Raw genomic sequence first — 16,231 nt, 5'->3', positions numbered from 1 at the left:
TGACATAGTGGATGAATACGCAGTGAAATCAGTTGATAAGGCATGTTATCTGATGGAAGTTGTCAGCGATTATCCGGAGGGTATTGCGATTACAGAACTAGCCAATCAGGTCGGCATGTACAAGAGTACGGTACACCGCCTGCTAACGACGCTAATGCATCGAGGCTACATTGAGCAGGACATTCGAAGCGGAAAGTATAAGCTGGGTTACAGATTGCTCGATTTGGGCATGAAGCTCTTGGCTTCCATTGACTTGCGGCGGGAGGCTATGCCGTTTTTACAGGAGCTCGCTGCGGCTTCAAATGAAGTCGTTCACCTAGCCCTGGTCGATCAGGGTGAAATCGTATATGTGGAAAAGGTAGAGAGTCAGAACACCATCCGCATGCATTCACGTGTTGGCAAACGCGTACCAATCCATGCAACTGGACTCGGTAAAGCCATCTTGGCATATCTGCCGGTGACGGAGGCCATCGGGATCGTCGAGCGATATGGGCTGGCTCCGTTAACGGAGTATACAATCACGGATCGCGATCGTTTTCTGAAATCATTGGAAGAAACTCGTAAACTCGGCTACGCGATGGACGTGGAGGAAAACGAGCTTGGTATCTGCTGTGTAGCTGCGCCCATCTTGGATAATAACCGCCGCGCCGTAGCTGCCTGCAGCGTGTCTGGACCGAATATTCGCATGACGACGGAACGGCTTCGGGAACTGGCGCCACACGTGACCGAAACTGGGATACGCATATCGGAGCGGTTGGGTTACCAAGTTTGGAAGACCCGCTGATATTGCAGGATGAAAATCCATCCGCGCGTTCAAAGGCGTGAATTTGGTTCGGAGAAGGGCACGGGTGTCAGAATTCCCGGCTTCATGGGAGATCGGCCCGGGCCTGTTCTACGGATAACTTTGTAGGAGGTTCAATGAATGAGGGGAGAAGTATTTTGATTTTTGAATCAAAAGATTTATACATAGGCTTGGTTAAACCGATCGATATAGATGATGTAGTCAAACTGTACAATTCGAACACGCACTTCTTAGAGAATCACATGCGTAGCAATCAGGTTAAATTTCGATGGGTCGTCAACGAACTTGAATCCATGAGGAATGCTGGTTTTTGTTCCTGTAAAGTCGTAGAAAAGGATTCGGGCAAAATAATTGGGATCATTGATTTTAAAGTAGACCAAGAAACCTACTTGTCCTTGCTCATGATACACCGGGATTATAAAGACAAGGGATTCGGTACACAAGTCTACCGTGCATTCGAAGAATATGCTAAGTCTAGACAGAGCAAGTACATAAGACTGGACGTAGTCGTTGGTTATAGCTCTCACGTACTTAATTTCTGGACTAGCAATGGATTTGTCAAATTTGAAGACACTACACTGAATTGGACGGGAGTCATATTGCCTGCTGTGACTATGAAAAAGAAACTGAGTCCGTATTGTTTAACTTAATCGATGTATCAGTGGTCCATTGTTCAGCAACGCAGGATCATACCTCGCTCTCGCACCGGCACAGGACTCCTGGTGACGATTCCTACGTATGTGGGACAAAGTATGATTATGCCAGTGACACGGTAGTAATTCATATGCATTGCGGTTCACGAGATAAATCGGGAGTGGCAAAATGGTTGAACTTCAGTATTTTGAACGTTCGGATTTTCAGCAGTTAATCGAATGGATTCAGTCTCCTAAATTTCTCTTGCAGTGGGGCGGCCCCAGATTTAATTATCCTTTAGACGACAAACAGTTAGAACAGTATATTGCTGAAGCAAATAGACCTGACTCTAACATCTTGGTATTCCGCGTTTATCATTCATATAGCGACAAAATTGTTGGACACATATCTCTAGGTCAAATCGACATGAAAAATCAATCCGCCCGAATCGGAAAGGTATTAGTCGGAGACCCCTCAATGAGAGGCCAAGGGATTGGTCAAAGTATGATGAAGGCGATATTGAAAATCGCATTTGAAAACTTACAACTACATAGGGTTAGTCTTGGCGTATTCAATTTCAATCAATCAGCCATCGCGATGTACGAGAAAGTGGGCTTCACAAAGGAAGGCGTCTTGCGTGATGCTCGAAAAATCGGCAATGATTATTGGGATCTTTGCGAGATGAGTATATTGGCTCATGAATGGAAATACGTGGAGAATCGTAGTGGAGGGTGTCGGCGATGAAGACTCTATTTCAATACAACTGGCAGGTTCGTAATGATTGGTTCTCTTGGTGTAACGATGTATCAGAAGAGGAATTGCTCAAACCACGTGTTGGAGGTGTTGGTGGAATTCTCCAGACACTGTTCCACATCATTGTGGTCGAATACAGTTGGATTTGTGATTTGAAAGGACGTCCTGACATAGATGATGACTTCGATCAACATGCGAGTCTTGCCCGAATCATCTCGCTATCCAAGAGGCTTCATCCTGAAGTCAGAGACTTTGTCTACGGCTGGACGGATAAACAGGAACTGCAAACTGTAAACGTTACTCATCCAGCGACGGGTGTATCGGAGACCTTTCGTCATGGAGAGATATTAAGCCATGTCATTGTGCACGAAATACACCACATTGGACAGATCTCTGTGTGGGCGCGTGAAATTGGTAGGCAGCCTGTTACGGCGAATCTCATTCACAGAGGACTGTTCGAATAGCGTCAGTATGATATCGCTGACTGGAACAGTTTAAAGATGCGAAGGCTACGGAGATTTAATCAGGGTGGAGCAATTCGTGGGAGAAATGGATATGCACGTGACCAATAACCATAAGTGCTCATAGATTAAAACCGTACCGACGAGGAGGAATGAGAATGAAAATTGCAATTGATCAAGGAAACCAGTACGTGAAAGCCATCTCCGAAACCGGGGAACGGGTGCTCTTTCGGTCCGTAATAGCAGAAGGGAAACGTCGTCAACTGTTCGCGCTGTCCAAGACAAAGAGTGTACTCACAGACTCATTGCAGGTTTCGTTTCGCGATGGCGTTCAATCCAAACACTATTATGTTGGCAAGATGGCGGAACGCTTTGGAGCCCTTCCGGAATATGTGTTCGGGAAGGAGAGACTTAAAACAGAGTCTGCCGAACGAATCATCTGGACAACGCTTGGGCTGTTGGTACGTGACGACGAACCAGTAGACCTTGTACTCGATTTTCCCTACAGCCAATTTGGTATGGTGAAGGATCAACTCACAGCGCGATTGGATGGGGCAACACAACGTGTTGATGTGCTGGGGCGCGAACCTCGTAACATAACAATCCGATCGGTGACCGCGTATCCCCAAGGACTCGTCGCAGCATACGCACTTGCTAAAAAATATAAGGACCTGTTTACCTACAAAGATGGATATGTCGCAATCGTCGATATCGGTGGTGACACGGTGGATGTGGTGGTCCTGGAGCCCATCGGTGACGCCCTCATGGTCCATGAAGAACTATCCGGTACCCTTTCACACGGGACACGCGACTTGACGCAAACCATTCGTCGTTGTTTCGAGGCGCAAACCGGAGACATGCTGGACCGGGATCTCGCAGATCAGGTACTTGAGAGGGGCACAGTATTTTACGGGAATCGCGAATGGGACTTTACACGCGAAGTCAAGCAGGCCAAACAGAACCTGGCCGCACTCTTGAAATCACAACTGTCGGAATTGTGGGGAGCGCGTAAAAATCGCATTCGCGGCCTGTTTTGGATAGGCGGTGGTGCCACCTCATTGGAAGCTGAATTAAAAGGATTCCATTTCAACGAAGTTCTTCAGGAAAACGCACAATGGATGAATGCCATCGGCTGTTTAACTGCCGGATCGGCATTCTCGGACGAAGTACAACCGGAAGAAGCATACAACACAGTTGAGACATCTGGAACGGTTCAGAACGATCCGCCGATTGAGGAGGAACCAACTGAAGAAAACCTGGAAGATGCTTCTATTTTGGAAACTGAGCACGAACAATCGACATCCGATACACCAAAATTGGAAGGACGGGAATGGAAAGACACACACACGCCCGTAAAACAAACGCCAAGCTTGCGTCGTCAAGTCGGTCGTGGAGCGTAACAACTAACGCGTGCGCGAGAGAGGATTTAGGTGCTTTCATCTCTCGCGATCACATTGAATAGCAGAATCAGATAAGGGGCATCCAAAAGATGCCCCTTAGGAACTGCTTCGGAATCGTTTCATGTTAGTCGATGTAGTCGTAGCCTGGTAACGTTAGGAAGTCAACAAACTCATCACTCAGTGTGATCTTGGTGAACAGGTCACTGGCGAGATCGAATTTACCAGCGTTGTACTGGTCCTCACCGATAGCCGCCTTTACCTTGGCAAGTTCCTCCGTCAACACCTGATTGAATAATTCGACAGTTACTTTGCCGCCGTCGGCTAGGATGCCGCGCGGGTGATGAATCCATTGCCAGACTTGGGCGCGCGAGATTTCCGCGGTGGCTGCATCTTCCATCAAGTTGAAGATTGGGACAGCGCCAAACCCGCGAAGCCATGCTTCTGTGTACTGAACGCCAACGCTGACGTTGGTCCGAAGTCCCGCCTCGGTAATGGGGCCTTCCGGAACCTCGATCAATTGGGCGGCGGTGACGTGAACGTCTTCCAGTTTGCGATCAACTTGATTAGGCTGTGGCATCAGTTCGTCGAATACGGCCTTCGCAACAGGCACCAGCGCCGGATGTGCGACCCACGTTCCATCGTGGCCGTCGCGAGCTTCGCGTTCTTTGTCCGCACGAACCTTGGCCAGGGCTTCTTCATTGGCGACTGGATCGTTCTTGACAGGAATCTGGGCAGCCATGCCACCGATACAATGAGCATTCCGCTTATGGCAGGTCTGAATGGTGAGTAGTGTGTAGGCGCGCATGAATGGCACGGTCATCGTGACGAGCGCACGATCCGGCAGAATTACATCCGGCTTGTTCCGCAACTTTTTAATGTAGCTGAAAATATAATCCCAGCGGCCGCAGTTAATTCCAGCCATATGTTCGCGAAGCTCATAAATTATTTCGTCGATCTCGAAGGAGGCGAGTATTGTCTCGAGCAGCACAGTTGCCTTGATCGTACCTTGGGGTATTCCAAGTTCGTCCTGGGCCATGATGAACACGTCATTCCACAGGCGCGCTTCTAGATGGGATTCGAGTTTCGGCAGATAAAAGTACGGTCCAGAGCCATTATTCAGGAGCGTTTTCGTATTGTGATAAAAATACAAGGCGAAATCAAAGATGCCACCGGGAGCTGGCTTGCCGTCGATGAGGACGTGTTTCTCAGGTAAATGCCAGCCCCGCGGCCGAACGATAAGTGTGGCAATTTTGTCATTCAACGTATAGTGTTTGCCCTCTGGGCTTGTGTAGTCGATCCGGCGATTGATTGAATCGCGAAGGTTGAGCTGCCCTTCAATCGTATTTTCCCATGTTGGCGAGTTGGCATCTTCAAAGTCTGCCATGAAGCAACTCGCACCGGAGTTAAACGCATTGATGACCATTTTTCGATCACCAGACGGACCTGTGATTTCAACGCGACGGTCCTGTAAATCGGAGGGAATTGGAGCAACTGTCCAGTTACCTTTGCGGATGTTCTCCGTCTCAGGCAAGAAGTTGGGCATCTGGCCCCCATCGATCTCGGCCTGGCGCTCGGCACGTCGTTGCAACAATTTTTGGCGTCGGCCGTCAAACGCACGAGTGAGTTTGACGACAAGCTCCAACGCTTCAGGTGTTAGGATTTCCGCGTATTCTGGTTTAAAATCACCGACGATCTGAACGCCTTCTCGACAAGTATATTGACTCATTCAACAATACCTCCTTATTCGGCAAAGAATAATTTAGAAATATTGCTTAATTCACACTTTGAGTATATCAAATGGTTGTGTATTAGGAAACTGTGTTCTGCATTGTGGAACAAACGAATTTTACGTTTAAAAACACAAGGACGTTTCATACTTAAATAGGGTCTTGCGGAGGCTGATTTTGTCCACCGGTTCAATGTACTAGATGACTTATTAGACACGTATACGAACTGCCGAGTACAAAAAAGGGGAATGAAACTTTGTCAATGAACGAGGAAGTCCCACGCGATAAAAGCCTCGATAACAGTCTTGCTCTACTGCAAGAGGGATACTTGTTTATTAAAAACAGGACCGAAGGATATCGGTCGGATGTATTTGAGGCGCGCTTATTGGGCCAGAAGGTGATTTGTATGAGTGGAGAAGAAGCGGCCAAGGTCTTTTACGATCCGCAACGATTTCAGCGATATGGTGCCGCGCCGAAACGAGTTCAAAAAACACTATTTGGCGTCAATGCGATCCAGTCTATGGACGGTGAGGCGCATATTCACCGGAAGCTTCTATTTATGTCGCTCATGACGCCACCACATCAAAAACGACTAGCTGAGCTTACCATGGACGCGTGGCTAAGCTCGATCACGCGATGGGAAAAGTCGAAGCAGATCGTACTTTTTGATGAAGCCAAGAATCTTTTATGCCAGGTAGCGTGCCAGTGGGCTGGAGTTCCCTTACAGAAATCGGAAATTAAACAGCGCGCGGATGACTTCAGTGACATGGTTGACGCTTTCGGAGCGGTTGGACCACGGCACTGGAAAGGAAGAAGAGCAAGAACCAGGGCGGAAGAGTGGATCAAGCAGGTCATAGGCGACGTCCGAACTGGTGAATTGAAAGTTCCGGAAGGCTCCGCACTGCAAGCGATGGCTTTTTACACTGAATTTGGTGGAAGACAGTTGGATACCCAAATGGCCGCAGTTGAACTCATCAACGTATTACGGCCCATTGTAGCTATTTCAACATTCATTACTTTCACGGCTTTAGCGTTACATGAGCATCCGGATTGTAAGGAGAAGTTGCAGACAGGTGACGACAAGTACGCCGAAATGTTCGTACAGGAAGTGCGACGCTTTTACCCGTTTGGCCCCTTTGTCGGTGCAAGGGTACGAAAGGACTTTGTTTGGAATGAATGTGAGTTCGAACAGGGCATGCTCGTCATCCTTGACATGTACGGGACGAACCACGATTCTCGGCTCTGGCAGAATCCAAATGAATTCCGGCCGGAACGGTTCAAGGAGTGGAAGGGGAGTTTGTTTGATTTCATTCCCCAAGGCGGAGGAGACCCAGCTACTGGACATCGCTGTCCGGGCGAAGGGATCACAGTCGAAGTCATGAAGGCTACCTTAAAATTCCTTGTCGAGAAGATACAGTTTGACGTTCCGCCCCAGGATTTGACCTATAGTCTCACACGAATGCCAACGTTCCCCGAAAGCGGATTTGTGATGACTAATGTTAGGAGAAAATGAATTGTTTTCAGATACAGACCGCGCCTGAAATGGTTGATCATCGGCGCGGTCGTTTATTGTCTTGAAATTATATATACCCCTCAACGCAGGATAAAAGGGAGAACTTGCCCAAGAATCAGACTAACAATTATGCGATAGACAAAAAATGCAACAATGGGCGAAAGATCGATTCCTCCCAAGGGAGGAATAAAGCGTCGGAATATCGAGAAGTACGGATCGACCAGTTTTCCGAGTAGCGTACCGATCCTGGAATAACGCATGTTCGGTATCCAGGACATGATGATCCAAACCAACATCATATATGAGTAAATTCGGAAGCAGTAACTTAGTACCATGTAAATGGTTAGAGCCATAACAGTTTCCTTTCTTGATATCATGATTTTTTTGAAGTTTAACCTTGCAGGCTTTTGTTCAGTCAATTCGCTAACATGCCCCGATTGAAAACTCGTTTCTTATGGATCGTACCATTTTTATGTCGCTTCTAGTTAGATTAATGTTTTGGGATTCCGTTCAAATGTCCAATCGTTCAAATGTCCAATGTGGGATTAGAGAGGTAACCCACTCGTGGGTGCGAAAACATGGACGAGCCATGACAGCCACGTATGGGAAAAATTGAGGCAGAAGATAAGCATTTACGAATGGCCACTATTACTAGACGTTCTCCCAATAAATTCGTATGTCGTTGTGGATAGGTGAAAAACTGGTGGGGGAACCTGTATCGAAGTCGAAAAAGGAGGGGTCTGATGAAGAGGAAAGTATGTGCACTTGTGCTTACGTGCTCCGTTTTGTTATCGCTAGCGGGTTGTGGTAATGCTGTGAATAACACCGCCGGTGGTTTCGCTGGAGGAATCGGAAACGGAATTGGTCAAGGAGCAAACGCTATCGGAAATGCTACTGGCCTGGGAAACGGTGATACCAGAACGAACACAACCGTACGTACAACAGGATCCACTGTTGGGCAGCACACAGTTCAGGTGGATTCGGCAAACAGGACGATTTATTTGCGATTCGCTAATACAGGAACAGCCACAAACACAACTGCGGCTATGACCAGTCATGTTTCACACCTTACGGTGCCTACTGGATGGGTAGTTCGTATACAGGGACCAGCTAACAACAACGTTGCCGTGACTGTAAACCAACATGCAGGTGCAGGACCGGCCGATAATACGCAAGGAGGACGTGGTAGAACTGCGGCGAACGGCGGGGTTAACCAAGGGAGATTCGCCAATGCGACACTCGGGGGCACGATGCTGCCGGGATCGACTGATATAGGTGGAATTGGTACCGCCGGACGCGGTGCAGCAGGTGGTACTGCAGCGGGTGCAGGTGCTGGAACGATAGCAGGAAGGGACACAGGTATCGATGCGAACGCCACGGGCCCGGCGAACAATATAGCGGCGATGACGGACCATGTATTTCGAGCTACAAGAGCTGGTCAATATGCAGTCGTACTAAACGATGGGAACAGAAGTTCACAGGTAAGTACGATTACCGTCTCAACAAGCGCTAGACTTCCATCCTTTACGTCTTAAGCGAAACGGCGATGGGATACAGAATCTCATCGCCTTTGCTGCACGTGCAAGTAAGGGAGGGAGTGCATACATAGAAAAACTTGGATCGAATATGCCACAAAGCCCCCTATGAGTTCCACCCGGTCGAAAAAGTCTGGGTAATGCAGATTACGTCTTAAAGTAACGGGAAATCCATCGAGATTATAAAAAAGTTGTAACCAAAATTTTTCCTCATGAAAAACACCCACAAATCAAGCGCTTCGTACAGAATAATCGAATATTACGTACAGCATCTTGAATATCATATACAAGATACGACAATCGAGCATCGCACCTACTTCATCTGTGCCTAGCATCTGTGTCATCTAATATGGTGGCCTGGACTTGTCATTCAAAAAGGAGGAGGGGGGTACTTGAAACATTCAAATATGGTGGTCGCCCAAACTGTGAGCTCTATCGTCTATGAGCGAATCCGCGAGTTTGTTTTAACCGGGCGATTTCTGCCAGGGCAGTGGTTAAGGGAGAAGGAGTTAATTGAGATTTTAGGTGTTAGTCGAACACCAATTAGGGAGGCCTTTAGGCGCTTAGAGCAGGAACAGTTGGTGGAATCGGTTCCGAGGTATGGGTTTCGTGTGCGAACCTTCAGTAAGGAAGAGATCCGTGACTTTTTTGAGTTACGGGCAGAACTGGAAGGAATGGCCGCTGGCTTGGCGGCTGAGCGAGCCACCGTCAATTCTGTACGCGAAATCTCTGAATCACTTACGCAGGCGCGATTGTCTTTAGATGAAGGTGATTCAGCCGATGTTATACGGGCAAATAATTTATTTCATGACAGAGTTGCAGAATCAAGTGGTAATCAGGCTCTAGTCCGATGTCTCAAGCAACTTCGTGCTGGTGTCAATCTTCAGCGCGTGTTGACTTGGTCTAAACACAAGGATCGCCCGTCGGCAACCCTGGGACAGCATTTCGAAATCTATAGAGCGATAAAAGATGGGGACAGTCGTTTGGCGAGAACTACGGCAAGTAAGCATGTTCTTGATTCGTTGGAACTCGCGTTAGAGACGATTGTGTTTTCTGAACATTCTACGAATCCAGACTGAGGTGCGATAAGTTCCAAAGGCAAACAACGACCAGCGAAGATAAACAATACCTAGGGACAACGACTAACCGATATTGAATGGGGGAGAGGAATGAAAACCGGAAGTGAATTACTTGCCGAACTGCCTTTTCGCTGGGGTACGCAAGGAAAAATTTTTATCATCGGTGGTCTAGGGTACATGTTTGATGCCTGGGATGTTGTTTTACCAGGATTTGTATTGCCGTTGTTGGCACAATCAAGCTGGCACCTGAACAGTTTGGAACTGGGGATTTTCGGGACAATTGGGCTAATTGGGATGGCAGTGGGTGCTTTTGTCTGGGGCAGCATAGCAGACTTGGTCGGACGCAGGAAAGCGTTTTCGTGGACGGTTCTTTTGTTTGCACTGTTCTCGCTACTATCAGCCGTGGCACCTAGTTATACTTGGCTGCTTATTTTCCGATTCATCTCAGGATTTGGTTTAGGAGGATGTGTTCCAGTTGACTACTCGGTTGTTGCGGAGTTCATGCCCAAAAAAAATCGGGGCACCATGCTTACCCTGATGGATGTTTGGTGGCCGATAGGGGCCACCTTAAACGGATTACTTGCTTCGGCGTTGTTACCTTTTCACAACTGGCGAGTTCTCTTTCTAATCATGGTGGTACCAGCCCTTCTCGTGTTTTGGATCAGACGCGGAATCCCCGAATCGCCGTTATACCTGGTTCAGTCCGGGCGCCGTGCCGAAGCGGATGATATCCTTTCCCGACTGGCCAAGCGAACTGGCGTAACGCTTCCGGCAACCTGGTCCTGGAGTGAAAAGGAAGAGAAGGTCAAAGTTCAGTGGTTGGGCTTCATAACGAAATTTCGGGATATTTGGACGTATAGCTGGAAAATAACGCTATCTGTTTGGCTGATTTTTCTGTCGAACCTTCTACTATATTACGGTGTGCTAATCTGGCTGCCTTCTATTCTCGTTCATCAAGGATACAGTGATTACAAAGCATACTTAGCTGCCACTGTCATGACGGCGATTGGCGTGATCGGAACATTATTAGCCGCTTGGCTCGTGGAAGCGTGGGGACGCAAGCCTGTTATTGTCATCGGTGGTATATTAGCGGGTCTGTCCATGGTTGGTTTTGGCTATCAAATTCACTCGCATACTGCTGCGTACATTTGGATTCTCGTGTTCGGTTTAACTAGTGAAATTGTGATTCCAGCCTTATATGCATATGCACCCGAGGTTTATCCAACGAGAATCCGGGGAACCGGATTTGGTTGGGCTTCCGCGCTCAGCCGTGTTGGCTCAGGGTTTGTCCCGGCAATCTTCGGGTCCATCCTGTGGCCGATCTTTGGCCTTGCGAACACCTTTTTAGCGATGACAATCTTCATCACGATTAGTGTGCTTTTCATGAGCATCTTCGCTCCCGAGACGAGGGGTACAGCGCTTGATGAAGTCATCGTTAACGCGTCGCCAAAGCCGCAAACTAATTACGAAGGGTGATCAAGTAATGAGTAGATTCGTAGACCTGACCATGCCCTGGGGGCCCGAGGTTCAAGTGTTGGAAGGGCACCCGCAGATTCAATTTCGCCCGATTACGACGCACGAAGTAGACGGACGATCTAATACTGAGGTCAAGTTTAGTATTCACTCTGGCACACACATCGACGCGCCGTATCATTTTTTTGCTGGGGGAAAGTCGATCGCTCAAATGCCACTCACAACATTTTATGGTGAGGCTCGATTAGTAGATCTGCGAGAAGTCGGATCGCCAAATCATGAAATTTCACTAGCTGAACTCAGAGAAGTAGGAAAGCTTAGCGCCGCCGACGTACAAGGGAAAAGGATTGTTCTTAGAACGGACTGGGCGGCAACAAACTGGAATCAGCCAGTGCTCTATGCCGACAATCCGTACTTGGAGGAAGAGGCGGCGCGGTGGTTGGTCGATTCGGGCGTCGTGGCACTGGGTTTGGACTTCGCAGTTGACGGCGCTCCCCCTTATCCGAATCATCCGATTTTCCTCGGTAATGAAATACCACTCATTGAGAACCTGGTTAATTTGGACCAAATCGCAGCCGAGGAATTTACTCTTATCGCATTTCCGTTGCCTGTCGTTGGCGGAGATGGGTCACCCGCAAGGGTTGTAGCGTTAGTCAATGCCTAAGCACATGGTTAAGGAGGAGCAGTCAGGTGGATATCCAAGGTGAAGTCGTCGTTGATGCCAGTCAAGAAGAAGTTTGGCGAGCTCTTAATGACCCGGAAGTTTTACAGAAGGCAACACCAGGCTGTAAATCCTTGACTGAGGTAGAACCGGATGGGTACAAGGCGGAAATTACTTTGGGAATTGCGGCGGTTCGCGGTGAGTATGAATCCGAGTTAAAGATCCTCGAGAAGTCACCACCGAATCAATACCGGTTGATTATAAACGCGGAAAGCTCCATGGGCTTCGTTCAGGGGGACGCTCTGGTCACGCTCAGATACCAAGATGATAAAACGTACATTCAATACAACGGGACAGCTCAGGCTGGTGGTTTAATTGCTTCCGTCGGCCAACGGATTCTATCAGGAATTGCAAAGTTAATTGTCAAAGACTTCTTCAAGAAGATCGTGAAGGAAATCAATGCCGCGAAGATAGATTCGTAACCACCCAAGGTATAGGGGTGCAAGAAACGATAATCCAATTAGAAATGGAGCGAAAATGCGATGGAACTGGGCCTAAAAAATAAGGTTGTATTTATTACGGGGGGAAGTAAAGGCATTGGAAGGCAAACAGCACTTACCTTTGCCAAAGAAGGTGCTCGTGTTGCGCTCGTTGCACGGAGTCAAGAAGGACTTGAACAAGCGCGAAAGATGATTCAGGAAGAGGTAAGTAATGCGGAAGTTCTGACCATCGCGGCGGATTTGCAGAAGGAAGAGGATGCGGTCCGGGCTGCAAGAGAAGCCGTAGACACTTTCGGTCAAATTGACGTTCTCATCAATTGTGCGGGTGCCGCACCAGGCGGGCTATTATTAGAGCTCACTGAGGAAGACTGGGACTTTGCGATGGGGTTGAAATTTCGAGGTTATGTGCGGGTAACCAAAGCGGTTGTTCCCCAATTTCTCAAGCAGGGACATGGCGTCATTGTGAATGTTGTAGGAAATGATGGCGTGAAACCGTCGTGGTGGGAGTTGACGGGAACCGCCGTGAACGCCGCAGACTTGGCTGTGATGTCAGCACTCGCAGATCAATATGGGCGAGAGAATATTCGAATCAATTGTGTCAATCCGGGTCCGGTTGACACGGGGCGTTGGGACGGACTGACCTCAGCCTATTCGAGAGACATGAACGTTTCGAAGGAAGTTGCAGACGAGTTTGCGCGTAAATCCATGCCGTTTCGAAGAATTGCGTCTCCACAAGAGGTAGCCGATGTGGTGGTTTTCCTGGCGTCGGATCGCGCAAGTTTTGTTCATAACGCCGTAGTGAACATTGATGGAGGCCAGCGCAAGGCTATCTTGGACATCAAGCAGCAGGAAATCGGTTAATTCCGACTAGCGATTAAAAGGGCGCGATCGACATGAAAATCGGGGTTGTTCAGACGAAGGTGAAGTCCGGAATCGAACACGTCAATGAGAATCGTGTGATCAACGGACGCATGGCTGAGACTCTTTTCCGTCAAGGTGCACAGATTGTAGTGCTTCCAGAATGCGCGAATCATCAATATATGATGTCATCACGTGATGAAGTGACGAGATTCAGTGAGCCGTTGAATGGTCCCAGTGTTCGCTACTGGATAGAACTTGCACAAAAACACAACGGTTATGTCATAGCCGGTATGCTGGAGCGCGAAGGCGATGATGTCTTTAATACGGCCGTCATCGCCGGGCCCACCGGTGTTGTGGGACATTATCGGAAGATTCATTTATTTGATTGGGAACAGAACTATCTTTCTCCTGGGAATCTTGGTTTTCCCGTGTTTGAGCTGGAAGGTATGAATGCTCGAATTGGGATGCTGATCTGTTATGACTTGCGCTTTCCAGAAGCTGTACGGTCGCTCATGTTCATGGGGGCTGACGCGATACTCGTTCCCACGACATGGACGTCGATCGGGAAATCCGTTTTGTGGGATGCCCAGGGTTATTGTCTGGCGAACTATACGGCCATCGCGCATGCGTATTGCAACAAACTGCCCATGGTCTGTGCCGATCGCGCCGGGCATGAAGGGGACGTTCAGTTTCTTGGCGCAAGTTTGATTGTAGATCAAAATGCAATGGTCATTGCGGGACCCTGTTCTGGTGAAGAGGCCGCTTGCCTGTTGGCAGACATTGATTTGCAAGCCTCCAGGAGTAAGCAGGTTGGACGAATGAACAATTTGGTCGCGGACCGAAGACCTGGGTTCTATAAGCACCTTGTCTAACGATTAAATTGAGGTTGAGTTCAGTTCTATATATGTCTGCTCCAACTCTTCACCCGTTATATGGAAGCAGGGAGTGGGTTATTCGTGTCTGTAGAGCGTTTAGACCATATAGGCATCGTTGTCTCTGATTTAGAACAGGCAGTTGGACAGTACGAGACAGTTCTCGGAGTGAAATTGCACCACATCGAGGACTACGGAGAGGGTTTACTGCGGATTGCTTTCTTACCACTGGCGAATGTACTGCTCGAGTTAATCCAGCCCTTAAGGCCGGGATCGGCCGCGTGGGACTATTTGCAGAAGAACGGCGGAGGAATTGAACACATGGCTTTCCGAGTTAGCGATCTCAATAGCGAGATTCACCGCGTTATTAAGCAGGGAGTACCTGTACGGGATGAAACACCGCGGCCAGGCGCCGGGAATACGCAGATTTGCTTCCTCAATCCCGTGGCTTTGTCCGGCGCTCTAGGGGAGTTTGTCGGAGATGTAGATGAGGCCAAAGCCGAGAATGCAAACTCCACTTCGTCAAGGAAGGAGGGAAGCTGCATTGAAACCCGCAAGGTTTAATTACTTCAAGCCGGAAACACTTCAAGAAGCATTTATGCTGCTAGACGAGTATGGATACGATGCGAAGCTCCTCGCGGGAGGGCAGAGCCTCATACCGATGATGAACATGCGGTTGGCCCGCCCGCAGGTTGTGATCGATATAAACGGCCTCAAAGAGCTGAGTTACATTCGCGACGATGGTGATTCACTTCGGATTGGGGCGCTCACTCGGCACTTTATGGTCGAACAATCTCCGCTTGTCGCTGAAAATTGTCCATTGTTGTATGAGGGGATTCAGTGGATTGGCCATTCCCAGATTCGATCGCGCGGAACCATCGGCGGAAGCATTGTCCATGCCGATCCGACGGCGGAACTTCCCGTCATTTTGAGTGTGCTTGGTGGCAGCGTAACGGTGGCGTCCCGTGATGAGGAACGCACCTTGTCACCCGATGAATTCTTCCTGACCTACATGACGACGACTATTGAGCCCACTGAAGTTCTAATTTCGGCGGAGTTTCCGAAGTCCTCCGGAATAGCGGGTCACGCGGTTGAAGAGTTTGCGCTTCGAAAAGGGGATTTCGCCATCGTATTGGCTGTAGCAGTGGCAACATTGAACCCTGACGGAACCATACAAACGCTGGGCCTAAGTCTCGGTGGGGTAGATGGTGCGCCTGTACGGCTGGACGAGATCACAGACTCGTTAATCGGACGTTACCCTGACGATGCGCTGATTAAACAGTGCTGTTCGCAAATTTGGGAACGCGTTGAACCCGAAGGGGATATTCATGCCAGTGCGGACTACCGCAGAGACTTAAGTGTTACATTATCCGCCCGTGCTCTTTCAACGGCTGTGAAACGGGCGCAGTGCCAGATGTAACAGACTATGAGAGCTTATTATACCGAGGTGTCTGTATGACAGAAAATACGCTTATGACAATCCAATTAAAGGTAAACGGGAATGCTCATACCGTTTCGGTGGAGCCGCGCATGCTTTTGTCGGACGTTTTACGGGACGAGTTGCGTTTAACTGGGACGCACGTCGGATGTGAGCACGGAATCTGCGGTGCATGCACCATCTTAATGGACGGTCGCCCGGTACGGTCCTGCCTACAACTTGCCGTTCAGGCGGCAGGGTCTGAACTGTGCACCGTCGAGGGACTCGCCGATGGTTCAGAGTTACATCCAATCCAAACGGCTTTTTGGGAACATCATGCCTTACAATGCGGGTTTTGTACCCCAGGCATTCTGATGACGGCCGTGCATTTCTTGAAGGAGCATCCACACCCGACACGGGAGGAAATCCGTGAAGCAATTTCCGGAAATCTATGTCGGTGCACTGGGTATCAAAATATCGTTGATGCGATTGAAGCCGCAGCAACGATGATTGACAAAGATGTTTCATGAAGCAGGTGAAAAAT

At 48.7% G+C, this 16,231-nt stretch carries 18 protein-coding genes; 16 read left to right on the top strand and 2 right to left on the bottom strand.

Annotated features, from left to right (window positions below; genetic code table 11):
• Positions 1 to 7: 7 nt before the first annotated feature.
• The 5 genes from NZD86_RS12960 (at position 8) to NZD86_RS12945 (ending at position 4,049) form a co-directional block, all read left to right on the top strand.
• On the top strand, positions 8 to 784 hold the full coding sequence (locus NZD86_RS12960; RefSeq protein ID WP_268042252.1) for an IclR family transcriptional regulator: 777 nt from the start codon (positions 8 to 10) through the stop codon (positions 782 to 784).
• Positions 785 to 918: 134 nt separating this feature from the next.
• The gene (locus NZD86_RS24760; RefSeq protein WP_407655162.1) at positions 919 to 1,452 is read left to right on the top strand and encodes a GNAT family N-acetyltransferase; all 534 of its coding nucleotides are present in this window, start codon (positions 919 to 921) and stop codon (positions 1,450 to 1,452) included.
• A gap of 172 nt (positions 1,453 to 1,624) precedes the next feature.
• A complete protein-coding gene (locus NZD86_RS12955; protein ID WP_268042250.1) occupies positions 1,625 to 2,179 on the top strand; it encodes a GNAT family N-acetyltransferase in 555 nt (184 codons plus the stop codon).
• Positions 2,176 to 2,652, top strand: a complete 477-nt coding sequence (locus NZD86_RS12950) for a DinB family protein (RefSeq protein WP_268042248.1) — start codon at positions 2,176 to 2,178, stop codon at positions 2,650 to 2,652. The genes NZD86_RS12955 and NZD86_RS12950 overlap by 4 nt, the downstream gene beginning before the upstream one ends.
• Before the next feature lie 155 nt (positions 2,653 to 2,807).
• The gene (locus tag NZD86_RS12945; protein ID WP_268042246.1) at positions 2,808 to 4,049 is read left to right on the top strand and encodes a ParM/StbA family protein; all 1,242 of its coding nucleotides are present in this window, start codon (positions 2,808 to 2,810) and stop codon (positions 4,047 to 4,049) included.
• Between the two features lie 124 nt (positions 4,050 to 4,173).
• Here NZD86_RS12945 and aceB read toward each other — a convergent pair whose 3' ends face one another.
• Complete coding sequence (gene aceB / locus NZD86_RS12940; protein ID WP_268042244.1) at positions 4,174 to 5,775, bottom strand: malate synthase A; 1,602 nt, start codon at positions 5,773 to 5,775, stop codon at positions 4,174 to 4,176.
• A 263-nt stretch (positions 5,776 to 6,038) separates the two neighbouring features.
• Here aceB and NZD86_RS12935 point away from each other — a divergent pair, with 263 nt between their 5' ends.
• Positions 6,039 to 7,289, top strand: a complete 1,251-nt coding sequence (locus NZD86_RS12935) for a CYP152 family fatty-acid peroxygenase CypC (RefSeq protein WP_268046874.1) — start codon at positions 6,039 to 6,041, stop codon at positions 7,287 to 7,289.
• Positions 7,290 to 7,369: 80 nt separating this feature from the next.
• On the opposite strand, the gene NZD86_RS12930 is transcribed toward NZD86_RS12935, so the two are convergent.
• Positions 7,370 to 7,624 carry a YggT family protein gene (locus NZD86_RS12930; protein WP_326492669.1) on the bottom strand — a complete coding sequence of 85 codons (255 nt, stop codon included), beginning with the start codon at positions 7,622 to 7,624 and terminating at the stop codon, positions 7,370 to 7,372.
• Positions 7,625 to 8,032: 408 nt separating this feature from the next.
• Here NZD86_RS12930 and NZD86_RS12925 point away from each other — a divergent pair, with 408 nt between their 5' ends.
• The 10 genes from NZD86_RS12925 to NZD86_RS12880 all read left to right on the top strand — a co-directional run bounded on the left by NZD86_RS12925 (position 8,033) and on the right by NZD86_RS12880 (position 16,217).
• Positions 8,033 to 8,824 (top strand): hypothetical protein, encoded by a 792-nt coding sequence (locus tag NZD86_RS12925; protein WP_268042240.1) that lies wholly within the window; start codon positions 8,033 to 8,035, stop codon positions 8,822 to 8,824.
• Between the two features lie 392 nt (positions 8,825 to 9,216).
• The gene (locus NZD86_RS12920; RefSeq protein WP_268042238.1) at positions 9,217 to 9,903 is read left to right on the top strand and encodes a GntR family transcriptional regulator; all 687 of its coding nucleotides are present in this window, start codon (positions 9,217 to 9,219) and stop codon (positions 9,901 to 9,903) included.
• Positions 9,904 to 9,993: 90 nt separating this feature from the next.
• The gene (locus NZD86_RS12915; RefSeq protein ID WP_268042236.1) at positions 9,994 to 11,379 is read left to right on the top strand and encodes an MFS transporter; all 1,386 of its coding nucleotides are present in this window, start codon (positions 9,994 to 9,996) and stop codon (positions 11,377 to 11,379) included.
• 7 nt (positions 11,380 to 11,386) lie between these two features.
• Positions 11,387 to 12,040, top strand: coding sequence for a cyclase family protein (locus NZD86_RS12910; RefSeq protein ID WP_268042233.1), 654 nt, complete (start codon positions 11,387 to 11,389; stop codon positions 12,038 to 12,040).
• Between the two features lie 26 nt (positions 12,041 to 12,066).
• Positions 12,067 to 12,519, top strand: coding sequence for an SRPBCC family protein (locus tag NZD86_RS12905; RefSeq protein ID WP_268042228.1), 453 nt, complete (start codon positions 12,067 to 12,069; stop codon positions 12,517 to 12,519).
• 60 nt (positions 12,520 to 12,579) lie between these two features.
• Positions 12,580 to 13,398 carry an SDR family NAD(P)-dependent oxidoreductase gene (locus NZD86_RS12900; RefSeq protein WP_268042225.1) on the top strand — a complete coding sequence of 273 codons (819 nt, stop codon included), beginning with the start codon at positions 12,580 to 12,582 and terminating at the stop codon, positions 13,396 to 13,398.
• A 32-nt stretch (positions 13,399 to 13,430) separates the two neighbouring features.
• Positions 13,431 to 14,270, top strand: coding sequence for a nitrilase-related carbon-nitrogen hydrolase (locus NZD86_RS12895; protein WP_268042222.1), 840 nt, complete (start codon positions 13,431 to 13,433; stop codon positions 14,268 to 14,270).
• A gap of 84 nt (positions 14,271 to 14,354) precedes the next feature.
• Positions 14,355 to 14,834: a VOC family protein gene (locus NZD86_RS12890; protein WP_268042220.1), complete on the top strand. Its 480-nt coding sequence runs from the start codon at positions 14,355 to 14,357 to the stop codon at positions 14,832 to 14,834.
• Positions 14,815 to 15,690, top strand: coding sequence for an FAD binding domain-containing protein (locus NZD86_RS12885; RefSeq protein WP_268042218.1), 876 nt, complete (start codon positions 14,815 to 14,817; stop codon positions 15,688 to 15,690). The genes NZD86_RS12890 and NZD86_RS12885 overlap by 20 nt, the downstream gene beginning before the upstream one ends.
• A gap of 53 nt (positions 15,691 to 15,743) precedes the next feature.
• On the top strand, positions 15,744 to 16,217 hold the full coding sequence (locus NZD86_RS12880) for a (2Fe-2S)-binding protein (RefSeq protein WP_268042216.1): 474 nt from the start codon (positions 15,744 to 15,746) through the stop codon (positions 16,215 to 16,217).
• The last annotated feature ends 14 nt before the right edge of the window (positions 16,218 to 16,231 follow it).

This window comes from Alicyclobacillus dauci (assembly GCF_026651605.1).
GTDB lineage: Bacteria > Bacillota > Bacilli > Alicyclobacillales > Alicyclobacillaceae > Alicyclobacillus > Alicyclobacillus dauci.
Note: the sequence above shows the minus strand (reverse complement) of the source record. Positions and strands in the feature narration are given on the sequence as shown.

What these genes read in the sequence shown, in the direction of transcription:
- NZD86_RS12915 (WP_268042236.1), top strand. Translation starts at nt 9,994, where the DNA reads ATGAAAACCGGAAGTGAATTACTTGCCGAACTGCCTTTTCGCTGGGGT.
- NZD86_RS12955 (WP_268042250.1), top strand. Translation starts at nt 1,625, where the DNA reads ATGGTTGAACTTCAGTATTTTGAACGTTCGGATTTTCAGCAGTTAATC.
- NZD86_RS12925 (WP_268042240.1), top strand. Translation starts at nt 8,033, where the DNA reads ATGAAGAGGAAAGTATGTGCACTTGTGCTTACGTGCTCCGTTTTGTTA.
- NZD86_RS12930 (WP_326492669.1), bottom strand. Translation starts at nt 7,624, where the DNA reads ATGGTACTAAGTTACTGCTTCCGAATTTACTCATATATGATGTTGGTT.
- NZD86_RS12945 (WP_268042246.1), top strand. Translation starts at nt 2,808, where the DNA reads ATGAAAATTGCAATTGATCAAGGAAACCAGTACGTGAAAGCCATCTCC.
- NZD86_RS12910 (WP_268042233.1), top strand. Translation starts at nt 11,387, where the DNA reads ATGAGTAGATTCGTAGACCTGACCATGCCCTGGGGGCCCGAGGTTCAA.
- NZD86_RS24760 (WP_407655162.1), top strand. Translation starts at nt 919, where the DNA reads ATGAATGAGGGGAGAAGTATTTTGATTTTTGAATCAAAAGATTTATAC.
- NZD86_RS12935 (WP_268046874.1), top strand. Translation starts at nt 6,039, where the DNA reads ATGAACGAGGAAGTCCCACGCGATAAAAGCCTCGATAACAGTCTTGCT.
- NZD86_RS12895 (WP_268042222.1), top strand. Translation starts at nt 13,431, where the DNA reads ATGAAAATCGGGGTTGTTCAGACGAAGGTGAAGTCCGGAATCGAACAC.
- NZD86_RS12950 (WP_268042248.1), top strand. Translation starts at nt 2,176, where the DNA reads ATGAAGACTCTATTTCAATACAACTGGCAGGTTCGTAATGATTGGTTC.
- NZD86_RS12900 (WP_268042225.1), top strand. Translation starts at nt 12,580, where the DNA reads ATGGAACTGGGCCTAAAAAATAAGGTTGTATTTATTACGGGGGGAAGT.
- NZD86_RS12880 (WP_268042216.1), top strand. Translation starts at nt 15,744, where the DNA reads ATGACAATCCAATTAAAGGTAAACGGGAATGCTCATACCGTTTCGGTG.
- aceB (WP_268042244.1), bottom strand. Translation starts at nt 5,775, where the DNA reads ATGAGTCAATATACTTGTCGAGAAGGCGTTCAGATCGTCGGTGATTTT.